This is a genomic window from Phycisphaeraceae bacterium (assembly GCA_019636655.1).
In the GTDB taxonomy this organism is placed as follows: domain Bacteria; phylum Planctomycetota; class Phycisphaerae; order Phycisphaerales; family UBA1924; genus JAHBXB01.
In genome coordinates this window covers 510,622-527,736 of record JAHBXB010000001.1, presented here as the reverse complement: position 1 = coordinate 527,736, position 17,115 = coordinate 510,622, and the positions used below count along the sequence as shown (strand labels likewise).

Here is a 17,115-nt window from a genome sequence, read left to right as displayed (position 1 = left end):
GCGGGCGGTGGTTCTCAGGGGGCGAACGGGTCAGGCGGCGCGGCCTTCGAGGCGGTAGACGTAGGCGAGGATCTCGGCGACGGCCTCGAAGAACTCGGGGGTGATGGAGCGGCCGACCTCGACGTTGGCGTACAGGGCACGGGCGAGGGGCGGCTTCTCGACGATGGGGATCTGGTGGAGGGATGCGATCTCTCGGATGCGGAAGGCGAGGAGGTCGGCGCCCTTGGCGACGACGCGGGGGGCGTCCATGGAGTCGGCGTCGTACTTGAGGGCGACGGCGAAGTGCGTGGGGTTGGTGACGATGACGTCGGCGGTGGGAACGGCCTGCTGGATGCGCTGGTAGATCATGGAGCGGGCCATGCGGAGGCGGCGGGCCCGGGTCTCCATGTCGCCCTCCATGGAGCGGCGCTCGTCCTTGACCTCCTGGCGGGTCATCTTGAGGTCCTGGGTGAGTTGCCAGCGCTGGAAGAGGAAGTCGATGATGCCGATGACCAGCATCAGGACGATGATCCAGATGGCGGCGTGGAGGACGATGGCGGCGCCGGCCTGCATGGCGGGGCCGAGGTCGAGGGCGGGGATCGCGGCGATGGCGGGGGCATCGCGGGCGACCGCGGCGGCGGCGACGCCGATGGCGACGACGAGCTTGACGCTGCTGACGGCGGTCTTGATCCAGTTGCGGCGGCCGACGAGCTTCTTGAGCCCCGAGAGCGGGTTGAGGTTGGAGAGCTTGGGCTGCAGCGGCTTGGTGGTGATGAACCAGCCGATCTGGGCGACGTGGGCGAGCATGACGACGGCGAACATGACTCCCGCGACGGGAGCGGCGAGCCAGAGGGAGCGGGTGAGGACGCCGCTGAGGAGTTCGCCGATGGAGTCCGGGGTGGTGACGGCGTCGAGGCCGCGGGAATCGAGCACGTCGCGGAGGAGGCGGGAGAAGCCGGCCATGAGCACGGGGCCGTAGAGGGCGATAAGGATCAGCGCGGCGCCGAGTTCGACCGCGGCGGCGAGGTCGGTGCTCTTGGCGACCTTGCCGTCCTCGCGGGCATCGGCCCGGCGTCGGCCGGTGGGCTGTTCGGTGCGTTCTCCGAGTTCCTCGGCCATGTGTTCCTTCAGTCAGCGGACGGGGCGGGGGCTGGGCCGAGCGACTGGACCCAGTTGAAGATCACCCGTGAAACGCCGGTCACGTCGTCGCCGACGACACGGTCGATGGTGGCGATGGCGAGCGTGAGACCGAGCAGGCCGAGGACGATCTTGATGGCGAACCCGATGGTCAGGATGTTGATCTGCGGGATGGTCTTCATGACGAAGGCGGAGGCGAGCGTCTCGAGCAGGATGATCACGAGGACCGGGGCGGAGACGCGGATCGCCAGTTCGAACCCGGCGGAGATCAGGGAGATGAGCAGGGTGGCCGGCGCCATCGCCGGGACGAAGCCCCCGACCGGCAGGGTCTGGAACGAGTGGCCGACGCAGAGGAAGAGCGATTCGAGGCCGCCCGAGAAGATGAAGACGCTGAAGGCGACATAGAGGAGCAGTTCGCCCATGACGTCGGACTCGGTGTCGAGGGCGGGGTTGTAGGCGGCGGCGAGCGAGATGCCCATCTGCTGGCTCATGATGAGGCCGGCGAGCTGCACGCTGAAGATGGGGATGGCGGCGAGCAGGCCGATGGTGACACCGACGAGCGACTCGCCGATCACCAGCGGGAGCAGGCCGAAGATGTCGGTCGCCGGGGGGACGACGATCGTGGCGATGGTGGGGTAGAGCGCGGCGGCGAGCATCACGGCGAAGAGCGACCGGACCTTGAGCGGGACGGCCGTGCTGGCGAGCATGGGCGCAAAGACAAAGAGCCCGGCCAATCGCGCCAGCACCAGCGTGTACGCAACGGCGTGCGTCGCCAACTCGGTCGGAATCCCGGTCACGGATCACCCCTCATGCTTCCTACATCAGCGTGAACATCTCGGAGGCGAACTCGACCAGCCGCTGCACGATCCACGGCGTGAGCAGGACCGCCACGAGGCCCATCACGATGATCTTGGGGACGAACGACAGGCTCTGGTCCTGGATCGAGGTCACGGACTGGAAGATGCTGATCACAAGGCCGACGACAACGCCCGCGGCCAGGATCGGCGCGGCGACTTTCAGCGTGAGGACCAGCGTCCAGCGGACCAGTTCGACTGTCGAGTCGTCGTAGTGCATGCGGTGTTGCTCCGGTGCGGCCCTATGGAGAGGACGCGGCGGCCGCGGCGACGGCTGGGCCGTGGGTCACGAAACTGTTCATGAGGCTTCCGGCGATGAGCTGCCAACCGTCGACCAGGACGAAGAGCAAGAGTTTGAAGGGGAGGCTGATGAGCACCGGCGGGAGCATCATCATGCTCATGGAAATCAGCAGGCTGGAGATGACCATGTCGATGACGAGGAAGGGGAGGTAGACGCGGAACCCCATCAGGAACGCGATCTTGAGTTCGCTGAGCATGAACGCGGGGATCAGCGAGACCATGTCGACGTCGGCGCGGGTGAGGCGGTCCGGCTCGGAGGTGTCGATGCCGCGGTAGTTGAGGACCATGTAGACACTCGACCAGTTGCCGGAGGCCTCGATCTGGTCGAACATGAAGTCGCGGACGGGCTGCTTGGCCTTGTCCCAGAGTTCTTCGTAGTCCTTGATCTGGCCGGCGCGGTAGGGAGCGATGGCCTCGGTGTTGATGCGGTCGATCGTCGGCGCCATCACCAGGAGCGTGAGGAACATGGCGAGGCCGACGATCACCTGTGGAGGGGGAAGCTGCTGGGTGCCCATGGCCTGCTTGAGCAGCCCGAGGACGACGATGATGCGCACGAAGCAGGTCGTCATCAGCATGATCGACGGCACCAGCGTGAGCACCGTGAGCAGGATGACGATGTTGATCGCCGTCGACAGGCCGGTTGAGCGGGAGGCGTCGGCGGGGGCGCCGGCGCCGGACTGACCCGGCAGGGCGCCGGCCGCGGCGCCGAGGATCGAGGCCGGGTTGAGCGAGAAGGGGGCATCGGGGTCGGCCCCGAGGTCTGCGAGCGCCGCTCCCCCACTCACGGCCGGGGTCTGCGGGGTGGGGGATGGGCCGTAGAGCCCCTGGGCAAGGGATGCGGGGGCGAGGGCCATCGTGACCGCGATCACGATAGCGGTGAGGAATCGAGGGGTGGTGGCCGACGCGGTCATGCGCCGACTCCCGCGCTCTTCATCGTTTCGAGGCGGCGGCGGAGGGAGCCGACCGCATCGTCGATCGGTGCCGGGGCAGAGGCCGGACGGCTGGCGGGCGTGCGCACGGGCTCGCGGCCGTCGCTCCAGACTTCGGCGCGATCGCCCTCGTCGGTCTCGGCGACGAGGTTGCGACCGGGCGCATCGTCGAATGGACTCTGGGGTTCGGCCGGACCACCGAAGCGGGAGAGCAGCGATGTGAACTTCGCCGCGATGGACTCGCCGTCGGCGTGCCGAGTCGAGGAGATGATCGAAGCGGCCTCTTCGGGGTCGGTGATCTCGGTGAGCGGCGTGATGGACCCGGCGCCGCCGCGGCCGAAACGAGGGCTGTTCTGGGCGAGCAGCAGGATCCGCCGTTCGCAGCGGAGGAGGATGAAACATTGACCTGGTGCGACGGGGTATCGGCCGAGCACTTCGAGGACGCCGGCGGGGCTCGGGCCGCCGGGTCCGAATGCGGCGGCAAGGCCGCCGCCGCGTCGGCTGAACCGCTTGAGCAGCATCGCGCAGGCGAAGATCAGCGACACGACGGTGGCGAGCGAGACGCCGGTCTTGAGGATGCCGACGCTCGACGCCTGGGCGTCCTGCCGGGCGGCGATGCCTGCCGAATCCGCCGCGCGGCGGGGGCCGATGGGACGGGTCTCGCTCGCGGGCGCCTGGCTGGACTGAGTGGATACGTCCGAGAGAACGGTCGCGGGGTCGGGACCGGTCTGAGCGGGGGCAGCGGCTCCGAGCGACGCGAGCGCGATGACCGCCGCGGCAATGCATCGTGGCCGCGAGAAGAAGGCGCGGGATTGTGATCTGGTCGCCATCGCCATCCTGGCTTGTCCAAGGCGGGCTCCGCCGCCGCGAAGGCTGGATCTACGAACACCGGCACGAACGTGTCACTGCTTGGTTGAACCAGACGTCTGAGGAATGATCTCGTTGATGCGCACGCAGAAGTTGTCGTTGAGGACAAGCACCTCGCCACGGGCAACATGACGCTCGTTGACATAGACGTCGACGGGGTCGCCGGCGAGCTTGTCGAGTTCAACAACTGAGCCTTCGCCGAGTCGCAGGACGTCCTCGACGAGCATCCGGGTGCGGCCGAGTTCGATCTTGACGTTGAGGTTGACGTCGGCGAGCAGGTCGATTGGTTCGGCGCGACCGGCGCCGAGGCTGGGCGAGAGGGCGGGGAAGTCGAGCGGTGAGGTCGGGGCGCCGGATCCCATTCCGAGCGGATCGGCGTCGCCGCCCTGCGGCACCTGCTGCTTGAGCGCGGCGACGGCGTCCTGCGCGGCGCGGAGGGCTTCGGCGGCCATGGACTCGGCCGTGTTCTCGGCGGGCGAGGTTTCGGTCTCGTGTACCTCGGGCTGGGGAGCCGGGTCGGGTGTTGGCTGCGTATCGGCCATCCGTGGCCCCTGGCGAGGGTGCCCGCCGCGAGCCGGCATCGACGCGGGCATCCTGCCTGCGACCGAGCCGGCGGACGACCCGCGACGGCGCATCACCCCGGGCGAGTCACATCGACAGCCCGGACGCACCGTCCGCAGATTTCGCCGACTTGGGACGAGGGCTGCCGAGAAACGCGCAGAATGTGCCGAGCCCATTCGTAGGCAGCGGCCTACTCGGCCGGGAAACCGCGACAGCGGGCGATGATCAGCCGCTCGATGACGGGGTGCTCATCGGACTTGGAGGAGAAGAGATCCTGGAGGTAGTTATTAAGCTGGCGGTTGAGGGTCTGGCGGTCGGGTTCTTTGAGCTGAGCGTGCTGGGCTCGGCTGAAGATCTGGCTGACCTGTTCCTTGATCTCGGCGTTGCGGCGCTCGAGTTCCTTTTCGACGCGCTCGACGTTCTTTTGCTTGACCTGGACGTAGATCGCGGCATCCCAGAGCCAGACCTTGCCGGTCTGGAGGTTCTGGAACTTGTCCTCGACGATAAGGACTTCGGCGGTTTTCTCGGACTCGTCGTCGTGCAGGCCGTGGGTGACCTGGGCATCGCTCGTGGCGGGGCTGGTCGCGCCGAGCAGGAAGTAGACGCCGGCCGCTTCGGCGATCATGAGCCCCGCGACGATGCCAATGGTCTTGATCGGCAGGCCCCGCTTGGGGGCCTCCTCAGTGGTGGATGCCTGGGGCTTGGATTCGCTTTTCTTGTCGGCCATGGTCGTGTCGTCCTTGGTTGCCGCGGGGAAGGGCGGCAGAGCAACATCGACCGGTGGGAGGCGGCGGGCAACAGCGTAGCGAGCGGGCACCCCCCCCTGGTTCGGTGTGTAGCGAGGGGGGAACTCCGCGGGAAGTTCTCGGACTGGCGCTACGCGGCGACGGCGTCTGCGGGACGGGGTGGCGTGGGAGTCAGCATCGCCCGGAGTCGCTGGTTGAGGGCGACCGAGTGCTCCCCGGAGGCAATTCCGGTCATGGCGGCGACGACGAGCGTGTGGGCGAGGGCCCGCTGTGCTTCGGTGTGGGCGAGCGAGTCGGCGTCCGGGACTCTCACCCCCAGAACGAGGAGGGAGAAGAAGACAATGACCAAGACCGAGGAGGCGTGGAGGGTGGTCACACCGCTGGGCGAGGAGGACCATGACACCAGGAGGGTGATGGCGAGCGCCACGCCGCAGACTCCAATCGCCGGAAGGACTCGTCCGGCGACGGCGAGCCAGCGGTTGATGCCCGCGTGCCTGGCGAGGCGGGTGTCGAGGTCGTGCTCGAGGATGGCACGCAGGTGGGCGGGGGTGGCACCGCGGGAAACCAGCGAGATCGCGTTGGCAAGGAACGGATCGGCGGGGCGCTCCAGGTGGCCTTGGAGTGCGGAAACGCCGTTCTTTTCTGCCGCGCGGGCGATGAGGGTGAGATGGTCGATGGTGGCGGAGAGGTCGATGCTCTCGCGGATGAGAACGCGACGCCAGCGGCGGTCGAGGCCGAGGAGTCGGACGGCCAGGAACGCGGCGGGGACCGCGGCGGCGGCGACCAGGAAGGGGACGATCGGCATGGACAGCCAGGAGGCCAGGCTCACGTTCGGGCTCCGCGGGGCGGTCGATCGCCCACGGGCGAGTCATCGGCCCGAAGCGGGGTCACCTTTATTCGGTCCTGCCTGGGCGGGCTCCGGATGGCTACCGGCCGAGAACCAGGAGTTGCTGCATCAACTGATCCGTGGTCGTGATAACCCTCGACGAGGCGCTGAAGCCGGTCGAGGCCTGGATCATGTTGATGAACTCCTGCGAGAGATCGACGTTGGAGAGTTCCAGCGAGCCGCCGACGATCCGGCCGGTGCCGAGGGTTGTCGGCGCGGCGATCACGGCGGTGCCAGAGTTTGGGCCGACAGAGTAGAGATTCTGTCCGACGTCGACGAGCCCCTCGGGGTTGTTGAACTTGGCGAGGACGACCTGACCGAGGGTTCGGGTGGTACCGTTGCTGAAAGCTCCGGTGATGATGCCGTCGATACCGACGGCATAGTCATTGAGGGTGCCGGGAGGGAAACCGTCCTGGTAGGTCGAGGCGAGGGCCGAAGGGGTATCCGCGAGGGCGGTCACGCGGCCGGCGGGGGAATCAAAGTTGAGGTTGAAGGTCAGGGGCGAAAGGGCGCCGGTGTTGTTCTGGTCGATCGTCGCGGAGACGGACTTGGGCCCGATGAGCTGCCCGGAGGTGTCGAATGAGAGCACCCCGCTGCCGACGAGAAGGTCGGCGTCGGTGTCATCTTCGGATTCGATCGAGTATTGCCACTGCGTGCCCTGGTTGGAGCGTCCGGCGAGGACCATCGAGACGTCGACGCTCACCGGTGTGCCGAGGGAGTTGTACACGATGAACGTGGTGCGGACGGATTCGCCGTCAGCCTGAACGGGGCGGGTGGTGGTGAAGGGTTGGCCGGCGCTGCTGCCATCGGCGTTCATGAGGCGAAGGTCCGACGTGGCGAGGTCGAGGTCATTGACGGTGCCGGTGTTGCCGACGACTGTGACGACGCCGGTGGCGGGGTTGAGCTGGGCGCCGGGGGTTTGGCCGTTGGGGTTGGCCCCACCGCTGGTGGTGATGCCCAGGGCGCCGGTGAGGAAGTCGAGGAAGTTCTGGACGGTGGTCGCCGCGGAGATATCGAGGCGGGCGTCGGGGAGAGTCTGGCCGCCCTTCTCGGCTCCGCTCATGAGGATGGACTGACCGGCGGAGAAGAGGAGTTGGGTCGGCGCGGTGCTGCTGACGACGTCGACGAGGAGACTGCCGGGGTCGAGGGCGTTGCCGCCGGGGCCGCCGATGGGGCCTGTGATCAGGGCGAGTGCGCCAAAGACGATGTTGGTGCCGGTGGTCCCGATGGTGCCGGCGGCGTTGAGGTTGCCGGCGAAGTCGGCGTTGCGGGTGGCCTGCGCGGGGCCGAGGGAGCCGAGGGGGATGGACAGGTCGGTGAGCTGGCCGGGGATGATGTTGAAGTCGCTATCGACGCCGAACCCCTGGAGGATGTCGCCGCCGATCGTGGTGAGCTGGTTGCTCGAGTTGCGGCCGAACGAGCCGGCGCGGGTGAAGTACGTTGATCCGCCGCGGTCGACGACGAACATGCCGTCGCCTTCGATCGCGAGGTCGGTCTTGACGCCGGTGGGCGAGAGGGATCCGCCGCCGAAGTTGCGCTGGGTGCCGGCGATGACGGTGCCGAGGCCGACCTGGGTCGGGTTGGAGCCGCCGGTGTCGGCGCTTGGCGGGGTGCCGATGCTCAGGGTGCGCGAGAACGCGCTGGCAAAGAGCATGCGGTTAGACTTGTACGCGGTGGTGTTGACGTTGGCAACGTTGTTGCCGATGACGTTGAGGTAGGCGCTGTTGGCGTTGAGGCCGGAGAGCCCGGTGTACAGGGTGGTGGTGGACGACATCGGGGAGTTCCTTGTGGGTCGATCAGGCCGCGATGGCCGGCTGGCTGGTCTGCTGCTCCATGCGCTCCAGCAGCGCGTTCACCGAGGTGTTGGCGGCGAGGCCGCCGGGGACTCGCATCACGCCCTGGCCGGTTTCGCCGAGGGCGGGTGCGGTGACCACGCCATCGACGTCGGCCGGCAGCGGCGCCTCGCGGTCGGCGGCTCGGAGGACTGTGCGTGACTTGACGTCGAGAACAACCGCCTTGCCATCGAGGTGCACGAGGGCGCGGCGGAGGCCGGCGGCCTCGGCCTTGTCGGCGGCGATGCTGAGTCGTTCCACCTGGTCGCCGGTGAGGTTGAGGCCGAGGCTGGCGTCGACATGAACCGGCAGGTTGGATGCGACGTCGGCGCTTCGTGCATCGTCGAGTTTGTCGGCAAACTGTGGCCCATCGGCAGCGGGAGCGTGTGGCTTGGTGGCGGCGCTGACAATGCCGCCGAGGATTCCGAGCAGGCCGAGCGGATTGAGGAACATGAGCGGTCTCCGTGGATCGGCGTGCTAGCGAGCGGACTGGGAGGCGGCGGCGAGGGAATCCACGCGATCGAACGAGACGCGCGAGCCGTTGGTGAGGCCGAGGACCGGGCCGTCCTTGGTGATGCTGACACTCTCGACTACGCCGGTGACGCGGAGGTTGCGTTCATCGAGACCGCTGACGCTCTTGCCGATGAGCGTGCCGGCGGCGGAGGTCTGGTTCTGGAGCACGAGCGATTCGAGCCGTTTGGAGAGGTCGAGGCTGGACTGGATCGAGCGGAGGCTCGACATCTGCTGCAGAAGATTGGAGGTGTCGTTTGGCTTGAGGGGATCCTGGCGGGTCAGCTCAGTGAACATGATCTTGACGAACTGCTCGCTGTTGAGCGCGCTGAACGCGTCGGGGGTGGCGGAGGCCTGGGCCTGGTTGGATCCGAGCGACGAGATCGCGTCCATCGAGAGGCTCCTCTTGCGGCGGCCTAGGCCAGCGTGTCGATCCCCAGGTACAGGCGGGCATCAGCGAATGAGCGGTCGGTAGGACCGGGGCGCGGCGGCGATTCGCCGTCGTCCGACCACGATTCGCTTGACGCGTGGCTCCGCTCCGCGTCGCCCTGATGCTGTTCCGATTGGCTCCCTGCGTGTCCGCCCGTGCCGGCATCGGACCAGAAGGGCGCCTGCTGCGCCGCGTTCCACGCGGGCTCAGGATCCACCGCACCGGGTGCCGGGTGCGGGGAGGTGGCCGCGGGGGCCTCCGGCCTGACCGCGACCTGTACATGAAGGCGGTCCACCTCCAGACCGCGGGCTTCGAGCGACGACTTTAGCATCGCCATTGACTTCCCGAGCAAGTCGCGTGCCTGTGGCGTGGATGCCTCGAACTGGGCGGTAACCGAGCCGCCCTTCATGCCGACTTGGATGCGCAGGTGGCCGAGGTGCTCGGGCTCGATCCGAAGGGTAACGGAGCCGTCTTTGCGCGCCATCGCGGCGGTGAGGCCGCGGGAGAGTTGCGCGGCGAAGGCGGATTCGACGTCGCTCTGGGGCGCCGCGGGGGCAGTGGGCTGGTTAGGAGGAGCCCCGCCGATCCAACGAAGGCGAGAAGCGGCTGACGGGGCGCCGATCGCCGGAAGGCTCTCGGCCCGCGACGAGGCAGTCACGGCCTTGGGGGTCGCGGCGGGGAGGACTGCCGCGGCGGCGGGCTGGGGCGGGAGCGAAGGGGAGCGCGTTGCGGATTCGAGCGGTGGCAGGCTCTTGCTCGGCGGCTCGGCATCCGAGGGGTCGCGCCGCTCTGTCGCGGTTCGCCCGGGCGCGGATTCGGCGGTCTGCGCCGCGGCGCTCTCGGCTTCGCGGGGGGTGTCACACTGGGCCGTGTCCTCCTTGGAAGCGGAAGACTCCGGCGCGGGCGGATGGCTGCGAGAGTCCGAGGCCTGAGCAGGTTCCCGCTCGCGTGTGGAGCGAGCATTTGGCGCCGGCGTCTGATCTGGCACGGTGGAGCCGAGTCGACTCGGCGCGGGGCCGGGGTGCAGGCCGCTCAGGAGAAGCCGATTCAGGCCCTGGATGGTGAGCGGCTGCTCAAGACGGGCCGAGGACTCCGGCTGGGGTTCTGTCTGGAGCTGCTCGGCGGCCGCATCGGGCTCGCTCTTGCTGGGCTGCTCAGTGGACGAGGAGGGCGTGTCCGCATCAATGGGGGTGGCCTCTGCCTGTTCCTGCGCTTCATCGAGCGGGGATTGCGCCGGGTCGTCGGTTTCTGCGGAGGGAGCAGCCTCTTCGACTTGGGGGCGAGTGAGCTTCTCGGAGGGCTCAGAGGCGGCGGCGAGCGTTTCATCAAACCGGGGCATGGGCGCTACCGCGGCCTGAGACGGCGCGGAACTGGCCCGGTGGGGCAGGGCGAATCGAGTTGTCACCTGGATGGGCGTTGCCGTCATCGACCAGCGATCTCAGTCCCGGGCGGCACAGCGACGCCACGGGTTCTGAGCCGCTCCAGCAAGTCGCCTGCCACGGCAGGATCGACTTTCACGAACTCTGCGACGATTCGGGACCTGGCGCGGTCGTCCATCGCGCTCAGGTAGGAGACCACCTGCTCGGCCTTGCTCTCGGCCAACAGCGACTGGAGAACGTCTTTGGCGTCCTTGGGCTTCTGGCCCTGGAGAGTGTCGAGGGCCTTCTTGAATTGCTCGGCGCCCTCCGTATCGGCGAGACGGGCGCGGTACTCCGCGAACTCCTGCTTCTCCCTCGCGAGTTGGAGACGCTCTTCCTCGTTGGCGGTGCGCATTCGCTCGAGCGAGGCGCGGAGCGTGCGCTGCTCCTGCTGGAGGAGCAGCATGTGCTGCATCCGGACCTGCTCCGCCTCGACGTTGCGGTCGATGACCGTGGCCGCGGATTCCGGCGGCGAGGCCAGCCGCGCCGCCTCGGCCTGCTTCGATTCCTCCTCGAGCCTCTGGGCGAGCTCGATGGATGCCCTCTGCTGCTCGGCTTCGAGGGTCTCGCGGAAGGCGAGGCGGACCTGCTCGATGCGCTCCGTGCTGAGGCGGCCCGAGGTCTTGAGCCAGACAAAGAAGCCGGCGAGCGCGAGCAGGTTCGCGACCGCGAGGACGGACACGATGGACCAGATCGTTCTCATGTGGTGCCCTCCGCTTCGCGGCGCCGGCGGTCGGTCAGGAGGCTGCCGATCTCGTCCATGGCCGCGGTCTCCTTGCGGGATTGTTCGAGCCTCCAGCGTTCGAATCGACGCGATCTCAGGGTTTCTACGGCCTTGCGCGCCGTGGCGGCGCGGACGAGTTCGGTCCGGGCGGCCTCGAGGCGGGCGTGCACGGCGGCGAGGTCGAGCACCGCCCGCTGCGCGAGCACCATCATGTGGGAGACTGCGACGGCCTCCATCCGCACGCTGCTCACCGCGACACCGCCCGCGGGGCTGGCGGATGAGAGCTGGGCCCGCATTGCTTGCTTGGCGAGGGCGATCTGCCGCTGGTATCCCGAGATCTTCTCCTCGATCACCACCCGTTCCCTCTGAATGGCGGCAACTGCCCGCTGGCGGTCCTTCTCCTGGCGCTGCCGCAGGGCAAGAACGGATTCAAGCTCGAAGACAAAGCGGCTCATCGATCATGCCTTTCGAGTCGGGGCGGCGAGCGCAGCGCCGGCCTCCAGCGCGATCTTGACCATCCGGGCGCGCCCCGCCTCGAACGCCTCCCGCTCGCCAGAACCCTGGCGGAGCAGGTCGCCGATCACCTGGTGGTAGCGGATTGCCACATCCGATTCGGTGCTGGAGCCCTTGGCGTACGCGCCGATCTGGACCAGGTCCTCGACTTCGCGGTAGGCGGCCATGAGCCGGATGATCTGGCGTCTGGCCGCGCGGTGGATGTCGTCGGTGACGTCGTCGGCGACGCGGCTGACCGAGTCGAGCACGTCGATCGCGGGAAAGTGAGCCCGCTGAGCGAGGGAGCGGGAGAGCATGAGGTGGCCGTCGAGGATGCCGCGGGCCGCGTCGGCGACCGGCTCGGTCATGTCGTCCCCCTCGACGAGGATGGTGTAGAGCCCGGTGATCGATCCGCCGACTGGGTGACCGGGTCGAGGGGCCAGTGCTCCGGCGCGTTCGAGCAGCCTCGCGAGCAACGAGAAAACGCTGGGCGTGTAGCCCCGGGTGGCGGGAGGCTCGCCGACAGACAGCCCGATCTGGCGCTGCGCGTGGGCCAGGCGTGTGACGGAATCCATCATCAACAGGACCTGGGCTCCCTGATCACGGAAGTGCTCGGCCGCGGCGCAGGCGACCATGGCGGCGCGGATCCGCATCAGGGGAGATTCATCGCTGGTGGAGACGACGACGACGGAGCGGGCGAGACCGGCGGGCCCGAGGCTGTGGGCGATGAAGTCCCCGACTTCCCGGCCGCGCTCGCCGATGAGCGCCACGACATTGACGTCGGAGGCCGCGTTGCGTGCGATGGAGCCGAGCAGCGTTGATTTCCCGACACCGGGCCCAGCAAAGATGCCCAGGCGCTGGCCGCGGCCGATGGTGGTGAACAGGTCGATGGCGCGGACACCGGTGTGCATCGGCTCGGTGATGCGGCGGCGGGACATGGCGCCCAGCGGCTCGGGGTCGATCAGGCGGGGGGTGGTGCCGGTGACCGGTCCGGCGCCGTCGATCGGACGCCCGAGTCCGTCGATGCACCGGCCAAGCAGGCGGTGCCCGATCGCGACGGTCGGCGCGGACTGCAGGCCGAGCACGCGATCGCCGGCGCGGATGCCCGATGTTCCCGCGAGCATCATGATGACCGAGTGCTTGCCGTCGAATCCGACGACTTCGCCGAGAGCACCCGCGACGTTGACCAGCGATCCAACCGGGAGCGGGAGATCGCCGACGAGGACGACCAAGCCGCGAAGCGCGATCACCCGGCCGGTCACCCGCATCGGCTGGAGGCGGGCCACTGTTTCGATCTGGGGCGAGAGGACGCTCATGGCGTCGCGCTCTCTGCTGTGGGCGGGGCGTCGGGGTCGCCGCCCTTCGCGGAATCGGGAAGCAGGGCCCGGACGATTCGGTCCAGTTGCAACTCGATAGTGGCATCAACCTCGCCGCCGGGCGGGCTCGCCGCCCCGGCCTGCTCGCCGCGCATCCGCACGATGCACGAGCCGGGGGAGAGCTGGGGATCGTCGACAAGTTCGGCGTGGATGATGCTGGAGAACCGGGCGATGACTCCGGGCAGCGCGGTCTCCACCGCGCCTCGATCCCGGGGGCTGATCGCGACAACGACCGCGGTGGGTCGCACGATCAGGGCGAGCACCTCGGCGATCTGGGCCGCAGCGACGCCGGGATCAAGCTCGATCGTGCGCTTAGTGACCTTCTCGGCGATCTGCACCGCGAGGCGGACGACATCGGTGCGGGCCTCGTGGAGCATGCTGTCCCGCTGCCGGAGGAACGAGTCCGCGGCGGCGGACCACGCCTCGGTCGCGGCGCGGATCTGGGATTCCCACTGGGCGAGCGACTCGGTGCGGCCCTGTTCGCGGCCCTGCGTCAGGCCCTCCGCGCGGCCCGCCGCGAGGCCCTCGGCGTGGCCGCGTTCGCGGGCGCCGGCCACGAGGCGGTCCCGCTCGGACTCGGCCTGGCGGATGATCTCCTGGGCCTTGAGACGGGCGGCACGAACGAGCTGATCGCCCTGGCGCGCGAGGTCCCCCAGGTCGAGGACGATGGCCTCTCGCGTGATCTCTTTCGCCCTGGAGTGCTTGATGAGAGCCATGGGTTCGCCGGCGAGTGCCGATCAGACGATGAGCTCCGATTCGCCGCCGCGGCCCGCGATGATGATCTCGCCCGCGTCCTCGAGCCGGCGCACGATGTCGACGATCCGCTGCTGCGCTGATTCGACGTCGCTGACGCGGACCGGGCCCATGTACTGCATGTCCTCCTTGATGAGCGCGGCGGCCCGCTCGGACATGTTGCCGAAGATCTTCTGCTGGAGCTCGGGGGATGCGGTCTTGAGCGCCAGCGAGAGCTCGTCGTTGTCGATCTCCTTAAGGATGGTCTGGATGCCCTTGTCGTCGACGAGCTTGATGTCCTCGAAGACGAACATCAGGCGACGGATCTCTTCGACGAGTTCCGGGTCCTCGGCCTCGAGGCCCTCCATGATCGATTTCTCTGTGGCGCGGTCGGCGAGGTTGAGGATCTCGGAGACCGTCGGGATGCCGCCCGCCTTCTCCATCGACTGGAGCAGCATGTTGGAGAGACGGCTCTCCAGTCCCTTCTCCACCTCGCGGATGACCTCCGGATTGGTCTGCTCCATGTTGGCGATGCGCTTGATGACCTCGATCTGCTTCTGGAGCGGGAGGCCGCTGAGGATCTCCGCGGCCTTGTGGTGCGCCAGGTGGCAGGTGATCAGGGCGATGGTCTGCGGGTGCTCCTCCTGGATGAACGTGAGGAGGTTCTCGCTCTCGGCCTTCTGAAGGAAGGAGAACGGGGTCTTCTGCACCTGCGTCTGGATCTGCTGGACGACCCGGTCGGCAACGGTGGAATCCAGTGACTGCTTGAGCAGCACCTTGGCGTAGTCGAGGCCGCCCTCGTTCACGTACTCGCTTGCGATCGAGACGCTGTAGAACTCCTCGACCACGGCGCGGCGGAGGTGGTCCGGCACCCGGCCCAGGCCGGCGAGCTCCCGGGTGACCTCCTCGATGGCTTCGGGCGGCAGCTTCTTGAGGAGTTCGCCCGCCACCGCCGCTTCGAGCGTCATCAGCAGGATCGCCGCCTTGGTGAGCCCGTCGAGCTCGCTCGGAGAATCGGGCAGTTTGTCGTTTGGCTTGCGGGGCATCGGGTCTCCCGGTCGTCAGAGTTCCGGGGTCATCCACCGGCTGAACAGCGACGCCGCGGCTGCCGGATCCTTCTTCACGAACGAGGAGACCTGCTCGAGCATCTTCTTGGTCTTGAGAGCGGTGTCGTCGATCTCGATGCCCGCCATGGCCGTGTCTCCCTCGCCGGCCTCGCCGATCAGGTCGCTGTCGCCGGTGATCTGGGGCGGGATTCCTGCGAGTTCCTCGGCGGAGGGCAGCGGCTCGGCGCGGCCGGCCTTGCGGACCATGAGGACCATCATGCCGATCGCGATCGCCGCGAGGGCCCCGAGGGCCGTGGTCTTGGCGGCGCCGCTGCCGACGAGGTTCGTGACAGAGCCGAACGTGCCGGCGACACCGGCGCTCTGTGCGGCGCCGCCGGTGGACGAAGCAGGCGTGAGCACGGGTATCAGGGTGGCGATGACGGTTCCGGCCGACTGCCCGCCGCGACCGGCCTCGGTATCGACCAGCGGCTGCACGGCCTGCTCCAGCCGCTTCTTCTCGTCGCCCCACGCGGCCTGGACCTCGGCATCGGAGACATCGGAAGTGGTCGCGGCGGCTCCACCGGCGGGGGCGGCGGCGGCCTTTCGCTGCCGGGCGATAGAGGCGGCCCAACTCATCGGCACGCCGATGGTGACATTGATCCGGATGGGGCGGCCGCTGGGGTCGATCTCCCGCGTCTCGCGTGCTCCGAACGCGTTCTCCATCCTTGTCTCGGTCTGTTCCTGCGTGGAGCCGCCATTCGACGTGGCAGATGAGATGCCGATCGACGCCTGGGTGTTGGGCCGAACACCGGTCTCACCGCCGCCAGATGGCTGTGTTTGCGTGCTGGTAGATGTGGTTTCCGAAGAGACCAGCGCCTCGGTTCCCTTGCCCTTGGGGAGCACCTGCCGCTCGCTCATCTCCTTGCGGGTGAGATCGACCTGGGCGTTGACGGTCACAATGACGTCGTCGATGTACCGAAGGCTCTCGAGCAGCTTGTCCTGAACGTGCTGCTCGACCTTCATCGCCTGCTCGAGATAGCCAGTCGCGGCAATGTCGTCGGCGCTGCGGGGGCGGTAGCGGCGGCCCTTGGCGCTGTCCATGACGCGGACCTCGCCGACGGCCAGCCCGGGTGTCGAGCCCGCGACCAGGTCGGCGAGCGAGTCGACCATGTCCTGCGTCAGGGTGCGGTCCGCCCGGGTATGGACTCGCACGGTGGCGGTCGGCTTGCGAAAGGAGGTCCCCAGCCCCGACGGGGGCGGGCTGCTGATGAACACATCCGCGGCTTCAATGCCAGGAAAACTCGCCGCGACCTTGGCGAGTTCGTTCTGCAGCGCGACGTTGGCCTGCTGCTCCAGTTGCAGGCGAGACATCATCCAGTTCTGGGACTGGGCGAGATTCTCGAACAGGAGCTTCTTGTCGCCCGGGAGCTTCTGGCCCTGCTGAAGCTGGGCCAGGGCGATGTAGCGGCTGTCGGGGTGGACCATCAGCGTCCCGGAGACCACCTTGGCGGTAATCCCCTGGCCCTGGAGGAACGCGGCGGCCTGGTCCTGCTCGGCGGGCGAGAAGCCCGGGAGCGCCACGAGTTGCGACCGGCCGGAGATGAGGCTGACGACCACCAACGCCATCGCGGCAACGACGCACAGGCTGAGGATCAGCAGCCGCTGGCTCGCGTTCAGGCGCGCCAGCTGCTGCTGGATCGTCGTCAGCGCCCGACGCAGTTGCTCCATGGACCGTGGCCTCCGTGCCTGGGTACGGCCGGCGCACGGGCGCCGGTGCGATCAGTCCCCGGCTCCGCGGGGCGGTTCGCGACAGGTGTTTTCGGACGGCACGGACGCAAGCCTTGAGATACGCTGGAACTGCGCGTGCCGAGCGCAATCTCTGCGCGACCGGGCACCAGCACGAGCGGTCCTAGACGCGGAGTTGCTTGATCTCGTCGTACGCCGCGGCGACCTTGTTCTTGACCGCGAGCATCATGCGGAACGCCGTGTCGGCCTTCTGCGTGGCGAGCAGGACGCCCTCAAGGTCGTTCCGCTTTCCGGTCGAGAGGTCCTCGATGGCGGTGGTCGCTTCCTGCTGCAGCTCGTTGACCTGCCGCAGGTTCTCCATCAGCACGTCCTTGAAGCTGGCGCCGTCGGGCGTGGTCGCGGGCGTCGAGGTCTGCGGGCGGAACGGCGACGGCCCGCCGACGCCGGCGGCCCCCCCCACTCCCGCACCGCGAATCAGCCCAAGTGGATCGGTCATGGCGTTCCTCGGTCCCCTCTGCTCATCGGTCGTGCCGACCGGTCACCCGCAACG

Annotated in this window: 19 protein-coding genes; all 19 read right to left on the bottom strand. The window is 68.3% G+C overall.

From position 1 onward, the window contains the following. Window positions 1-30: 30 nt before the first annotated feature. The 19 genes from flhB to fliE all read right to left on the bottom strand — a co-directional run bounded on the left by flhB (window position 31) and on the right by fliE (window position 17,061). Window positions 31-1,098, bottom strand: coding sequence for a flagellar biosynthesis protein FlhB (gene flhB / locus KF745_02280; GenBank protein MBX3357234.1), 1,068 nt, complete (start codon window positions 1,096-1,098; stop codon window positions 31-33). An 8-nt stretch (window positions 1,099-1,106) separates the two neighbouring features. After that, window positions 1,107-1,913, bottom strand: coding sequence for a flagellar biosynthetic protein FliR (locus KF745_02275; GenBank protein MBX3357233.1), 807 nt, complete (start codon window positions 1,911-1,913; stop codon window positions 1,107-1,109). A gap of 19 nt (window positions 1,914-1,932) precedes the next feature. Then, complete coding sequence (locus KF745_02270; GenBank protein MBX3357232.1) at window positions 1,933-2,190, bottom strand: flagellar biosynthetic protein FliQ; 258 nt, start codon at window positions 2,188-2,190, stop codon at window positions 1,933-1,935. Window positions 2,191-2,212: 22 nt separating this feature from the next. Next, window positions 2,213-3,124, bottom strand: a complete 912-nt coding sequence (fliP, locus tag KF745_02265; protein MBX3357231.1) for a flagellar type III secretion system pore protein FliP — start codon at window positions 3,122-3,124, stop codon at window positions 2,213-2,215. A gap of 53 nt (window positions 3,125-3,177) precedes the next feature. Further along, entirely contained in the window at window positions 3,178-4,029 is an 852-nt protein-coding gene (locus tag KF745_02260; GenBank protein MBX3357230.1) for a flagellar biosynthetic protein FliO, read from the bottom strand. A gap of 72 nt (window positions 4,030-4,101) precedes the next feature. Beyond that, window positions 4,102-4,608 carry a flagellar motor switch protein FliN gene (fliN, locus tag KF745_02255; GenBank protein ID MBX3357229.1) on the bottom strand — a complete coding sequence of 169 codons (507 nt, stop codon included), beginning with the start codon at window positions 4,606-4,608 and terminating at the stop codon, window positions 4,102-4,104. Window positions 4,609-4,817: 209 nt separating this feature from the next. After that, window positions 4,818-5,354 (bottom strand): hypothetical protein, encoded by a 537-nt coding sequence (locus tag KF745_02250; GenBank protein MBX3357228.1) that lies wholly within the window; start codon window positions 5,352-5,354, stop codon window positions 4,818-4,820. A 149-nt stretch (window positions 5,355-5,503) separates the two neighbouring features. Then, window positions 5,504-6,202, bottom strand: coding sequence for a hypothetical protein (locus tag KF745_02245; GenBank protein ID MBX3357227.1), 699 nt, complete (start codon window positions 6,200-6,202; stop codon window positions 5,504-5,506). Between the two features lie 97 nt (window positions 6,203-6,299). Next, window positions 6,300-8,033, bottom strand: a complete 1,734-nt coding sequence (locus KF745_02240) for a flagellar hook-basal body complex protein (protein MBX3357226.1) — start codon at window positions 8,031-8,033, stop codon at window positions 6,300-6,302. A gap of 22 nt (window positions 8,034-8,055) precedes the next feature. Beyond that, the gene (locus tag KF745_02235; GenBank protein ID MBX3357225.1) at window positions 8,056-8,544 is read right to left on the bottom strand and encodes a hypothetical protein; all 489 of its coding nucleotides are present in this window, start codon (window positions 8,542-8,544) and stop codon (window positions 8,056-8,058) included. Window positions 8,545-8,568: 24 nt separating this feature from the next. Further along, on the bottom strand, window positions 8,569-8,994 hold the full coding sequence (locus KF745_02230; protein ID MBX3357224.1) for a hypothetical protein: 426 nt from the start codon (window positions 8,992-8,994) through the stop codon (window positions 8,569-8,571). Between the two features lie 23 nt (window positions 8,995-9,017). After that, entirely contained in the window at window positions 9,018-10,370 is a 1,353-nt protein-coding gene (locus KF745_02225; protein MBX3357223.1) for a flagellar hook-length control protein FliK, read from the bottom strand. An 83-nt stretch (window positions 10,371-10,453) separates the two neighbouring features. Then, window positions 10,454-11,152: a hypothetical protein gene (locus KF745_02220; protein MBX3357222.1), complete on the bottom strand. Its 699-nt coding sequence runs from the start codon at window positions 11,150-11,152 to the stop codon at window positions 10,454-10,456. Next, window positions 11,149-11,628: a flagellar export protein FliJ gene (gene fliJ / locus KF745_02215; protein MBX3357221.1), complete on the bottom strand. Its 480-nt coding sequence runs from the start codon at window positions 11,626-11,628 to the stop codon at window positions 11,149-11,151. The genes KF745_02220 and fliJ overlap by 4 nt, the downstream gene beginning before the upstream one ends. Window positions 11,629-11,631: 3 nt before the next feature. After that, a complete protein-coding gene (locus KF745_02210; protein MBX3357220.1) occupies window positions 11,632-12,981 on the bottom strand; it encodes a FliI/YscN family ATPase in 1,350 nt (449 codons plus the stop codon). Continuing rightward, window positions 12,978-13,757, bottom strand: coding sequence for a hypothetical protein (locus KF745_02205; protein ID MBX3357219.1), 780 nt, complete (start codon window positions 13,755-13,757; stop codon window positions 12,978-12,980). Before KF745_02205 ends, KF745_02210 begins: the two co-directional genes overlap by 4 nt. A 21-nt stretch (window positions 13,758-13,778) precedes the next feature. Further along, window positions 13,779-14,819, bottom strand: a complete 1,041-nt coding sequence (fliG, locus tag KF745_02200) for a flagellar motor switch protein FliG (protein ID MBX3357218.1) — start codon at window positions 14,817-14,819, stop codon at window positions 13,779-13,781. A gap of 15 nt (window positions 14,820-14,834) precedes the next feature. Further along, a complete protein-coding gene (locus KF745_02195; GenBank protein MBX3357217.1) occupies window positions 14,835-16,547 on the bottom strand; it encodes a hypothetical protein in 1,713 nt (570 codons plus the stop codon). Window positions 16,548-16,728: 181 nt separating this feature from the next. Next, entirely contained in the window at window positions 16,729-17,061 is a 333-nt protein-coding gene (gene fliE / locus KF745_02190) for a flagellar hook-basal body complex protein FliE (GenBank protein ID MBX3357216.1), read from the bottom strand. Between the last annotated feature and the right edge of the window lie 54 nt (window positions 17,062-17,115).

What these genes read in the sequence shown, in the direction of transcription:
- flhB (MBX3357234.1), bottom strand. Translation starts at nt 1,098, where the DNA reads ATGGCCGAGGAACTCGGAGAACGCACCGAACAGCCCACCGGCCGACGC.
- KF745_02270 (MBX3357232.1), bottom strand. Translation starts at nt 2,190, where the DNA reads ATGCACTACGACGACTCGACAGTCGAACTGGTCCGCTGGACGCTGGTC.
- fliP (MBX3357231.1), bottom strand. Translation starts at nt 3,124, where the DNA reads ATGGCCCTCGCCCCCGCATCCCTTGCCCAGGGGCTCTACGGCCCATCC.
- KF745_02260 (MBX3357230.1), bottom strand. Translation starts at nt 4,029, where the DNA reads ATGGCGACCAGATCACAATCCCGCGCCTTCTTCTCGCGGCCACGATGC.
- fliN (MBX3357229.1), bottom strand. Translation starts at nt 4,608, where the DNA reads ATGGCCGATACGCAGCCAACACCCGACCCGGCTCCCCAGCCCGAGGTA.
- KF745_02250 (MBX3357228.1), bottom strand. Translation starts at nt 5,354, where the DNA reads ATGGCCGACAAGAAAAGCGAATCCAAGCCCCAGGCATCCACCACTGAG.
- KF745_02240 (MBX3357226.1), bottom strand. Translation starts at nt 8,033, where the DNA reads ATGTCGTCCACCACCACCCTGTACACCGGGCTCTCCGGCCTCAACGCC.
- KF745_02235 (MBX3357225.1), bottom strand. Translation starts at nt 8,544, where the DNA reads ATGTTCCTCAATCCGCTCGGCCTGCTCGGAATCCTCGGCGGCATTGTC.
- KF745_02230 (MBX3357224.1), bottom strand. Translation starts at nt 8,994, where the DNA reads ATGGACGCGATCTCGTCGCTCGGATCCAACCAGGCCCAGGCCTCCGCC.
- KF745_02225 (MBX3357223.1), bottom strand. Translation starts at nt 10,370, where the DNA reads ATGCCCCGGTTTGATGAAACGCTCGCCGCCGCCTCTGAGCCCTCCGAG.
- KF745_02220 (MBX3357222.1), bottom strand. Translation starts at nt 11,152, where the DNA reads ATGAGAACGATCTGGTCCATCGTGTCCGTCCTCGCGGTCGCGAACCTG.
- fliJ (MBX3357221.1), bottom strand. Translation starts at nt 11,628, where the DNA reads ATGAGCCGCTTTGTCTTCGAGCTTGAATCCGTTCTTGCCCTGCGGCAG.
- KF745_02210 (MBX3357220.1), bottom strand. Translation starts at nt 12,981, where the DNA reads ATGAGCGTCCTCTCGCCCCAGATCGAAACAGTGGCCCGCCTCCAGCCG.
- KF745_02205 (MBX3357219.1), bottom strand. Translation starts at nt 13,757, where the DNA reads ATGGCTCTCATCAAGCACTCCAGGGCGAAAGAGATCACGCGAGAGGCC.
- fliG (MBX3357218.1), bottom strand. Translation starts at nt 14,819, where the DNA reads ATGCCCCGCAAGCCAAACGACAAACTGCCCGATTCTCCGAGCGAGCTC.
- KF745_02195 (MBX3357217.1), bottom strand. Translation starts at nt 16,547, where the DNA reads ATGGAGCAACTGCGTCGGGCGCTGACGACGATCCAGCAGCAGCTGGCG.
- fliE (MBX3357216.1), bottom strand. Translation starts at nt 17,061, where the DNA reads ATGACCGATCCACTTGGGCTGATTCGCGGTGCGGGAGTGGGGGGGGCC.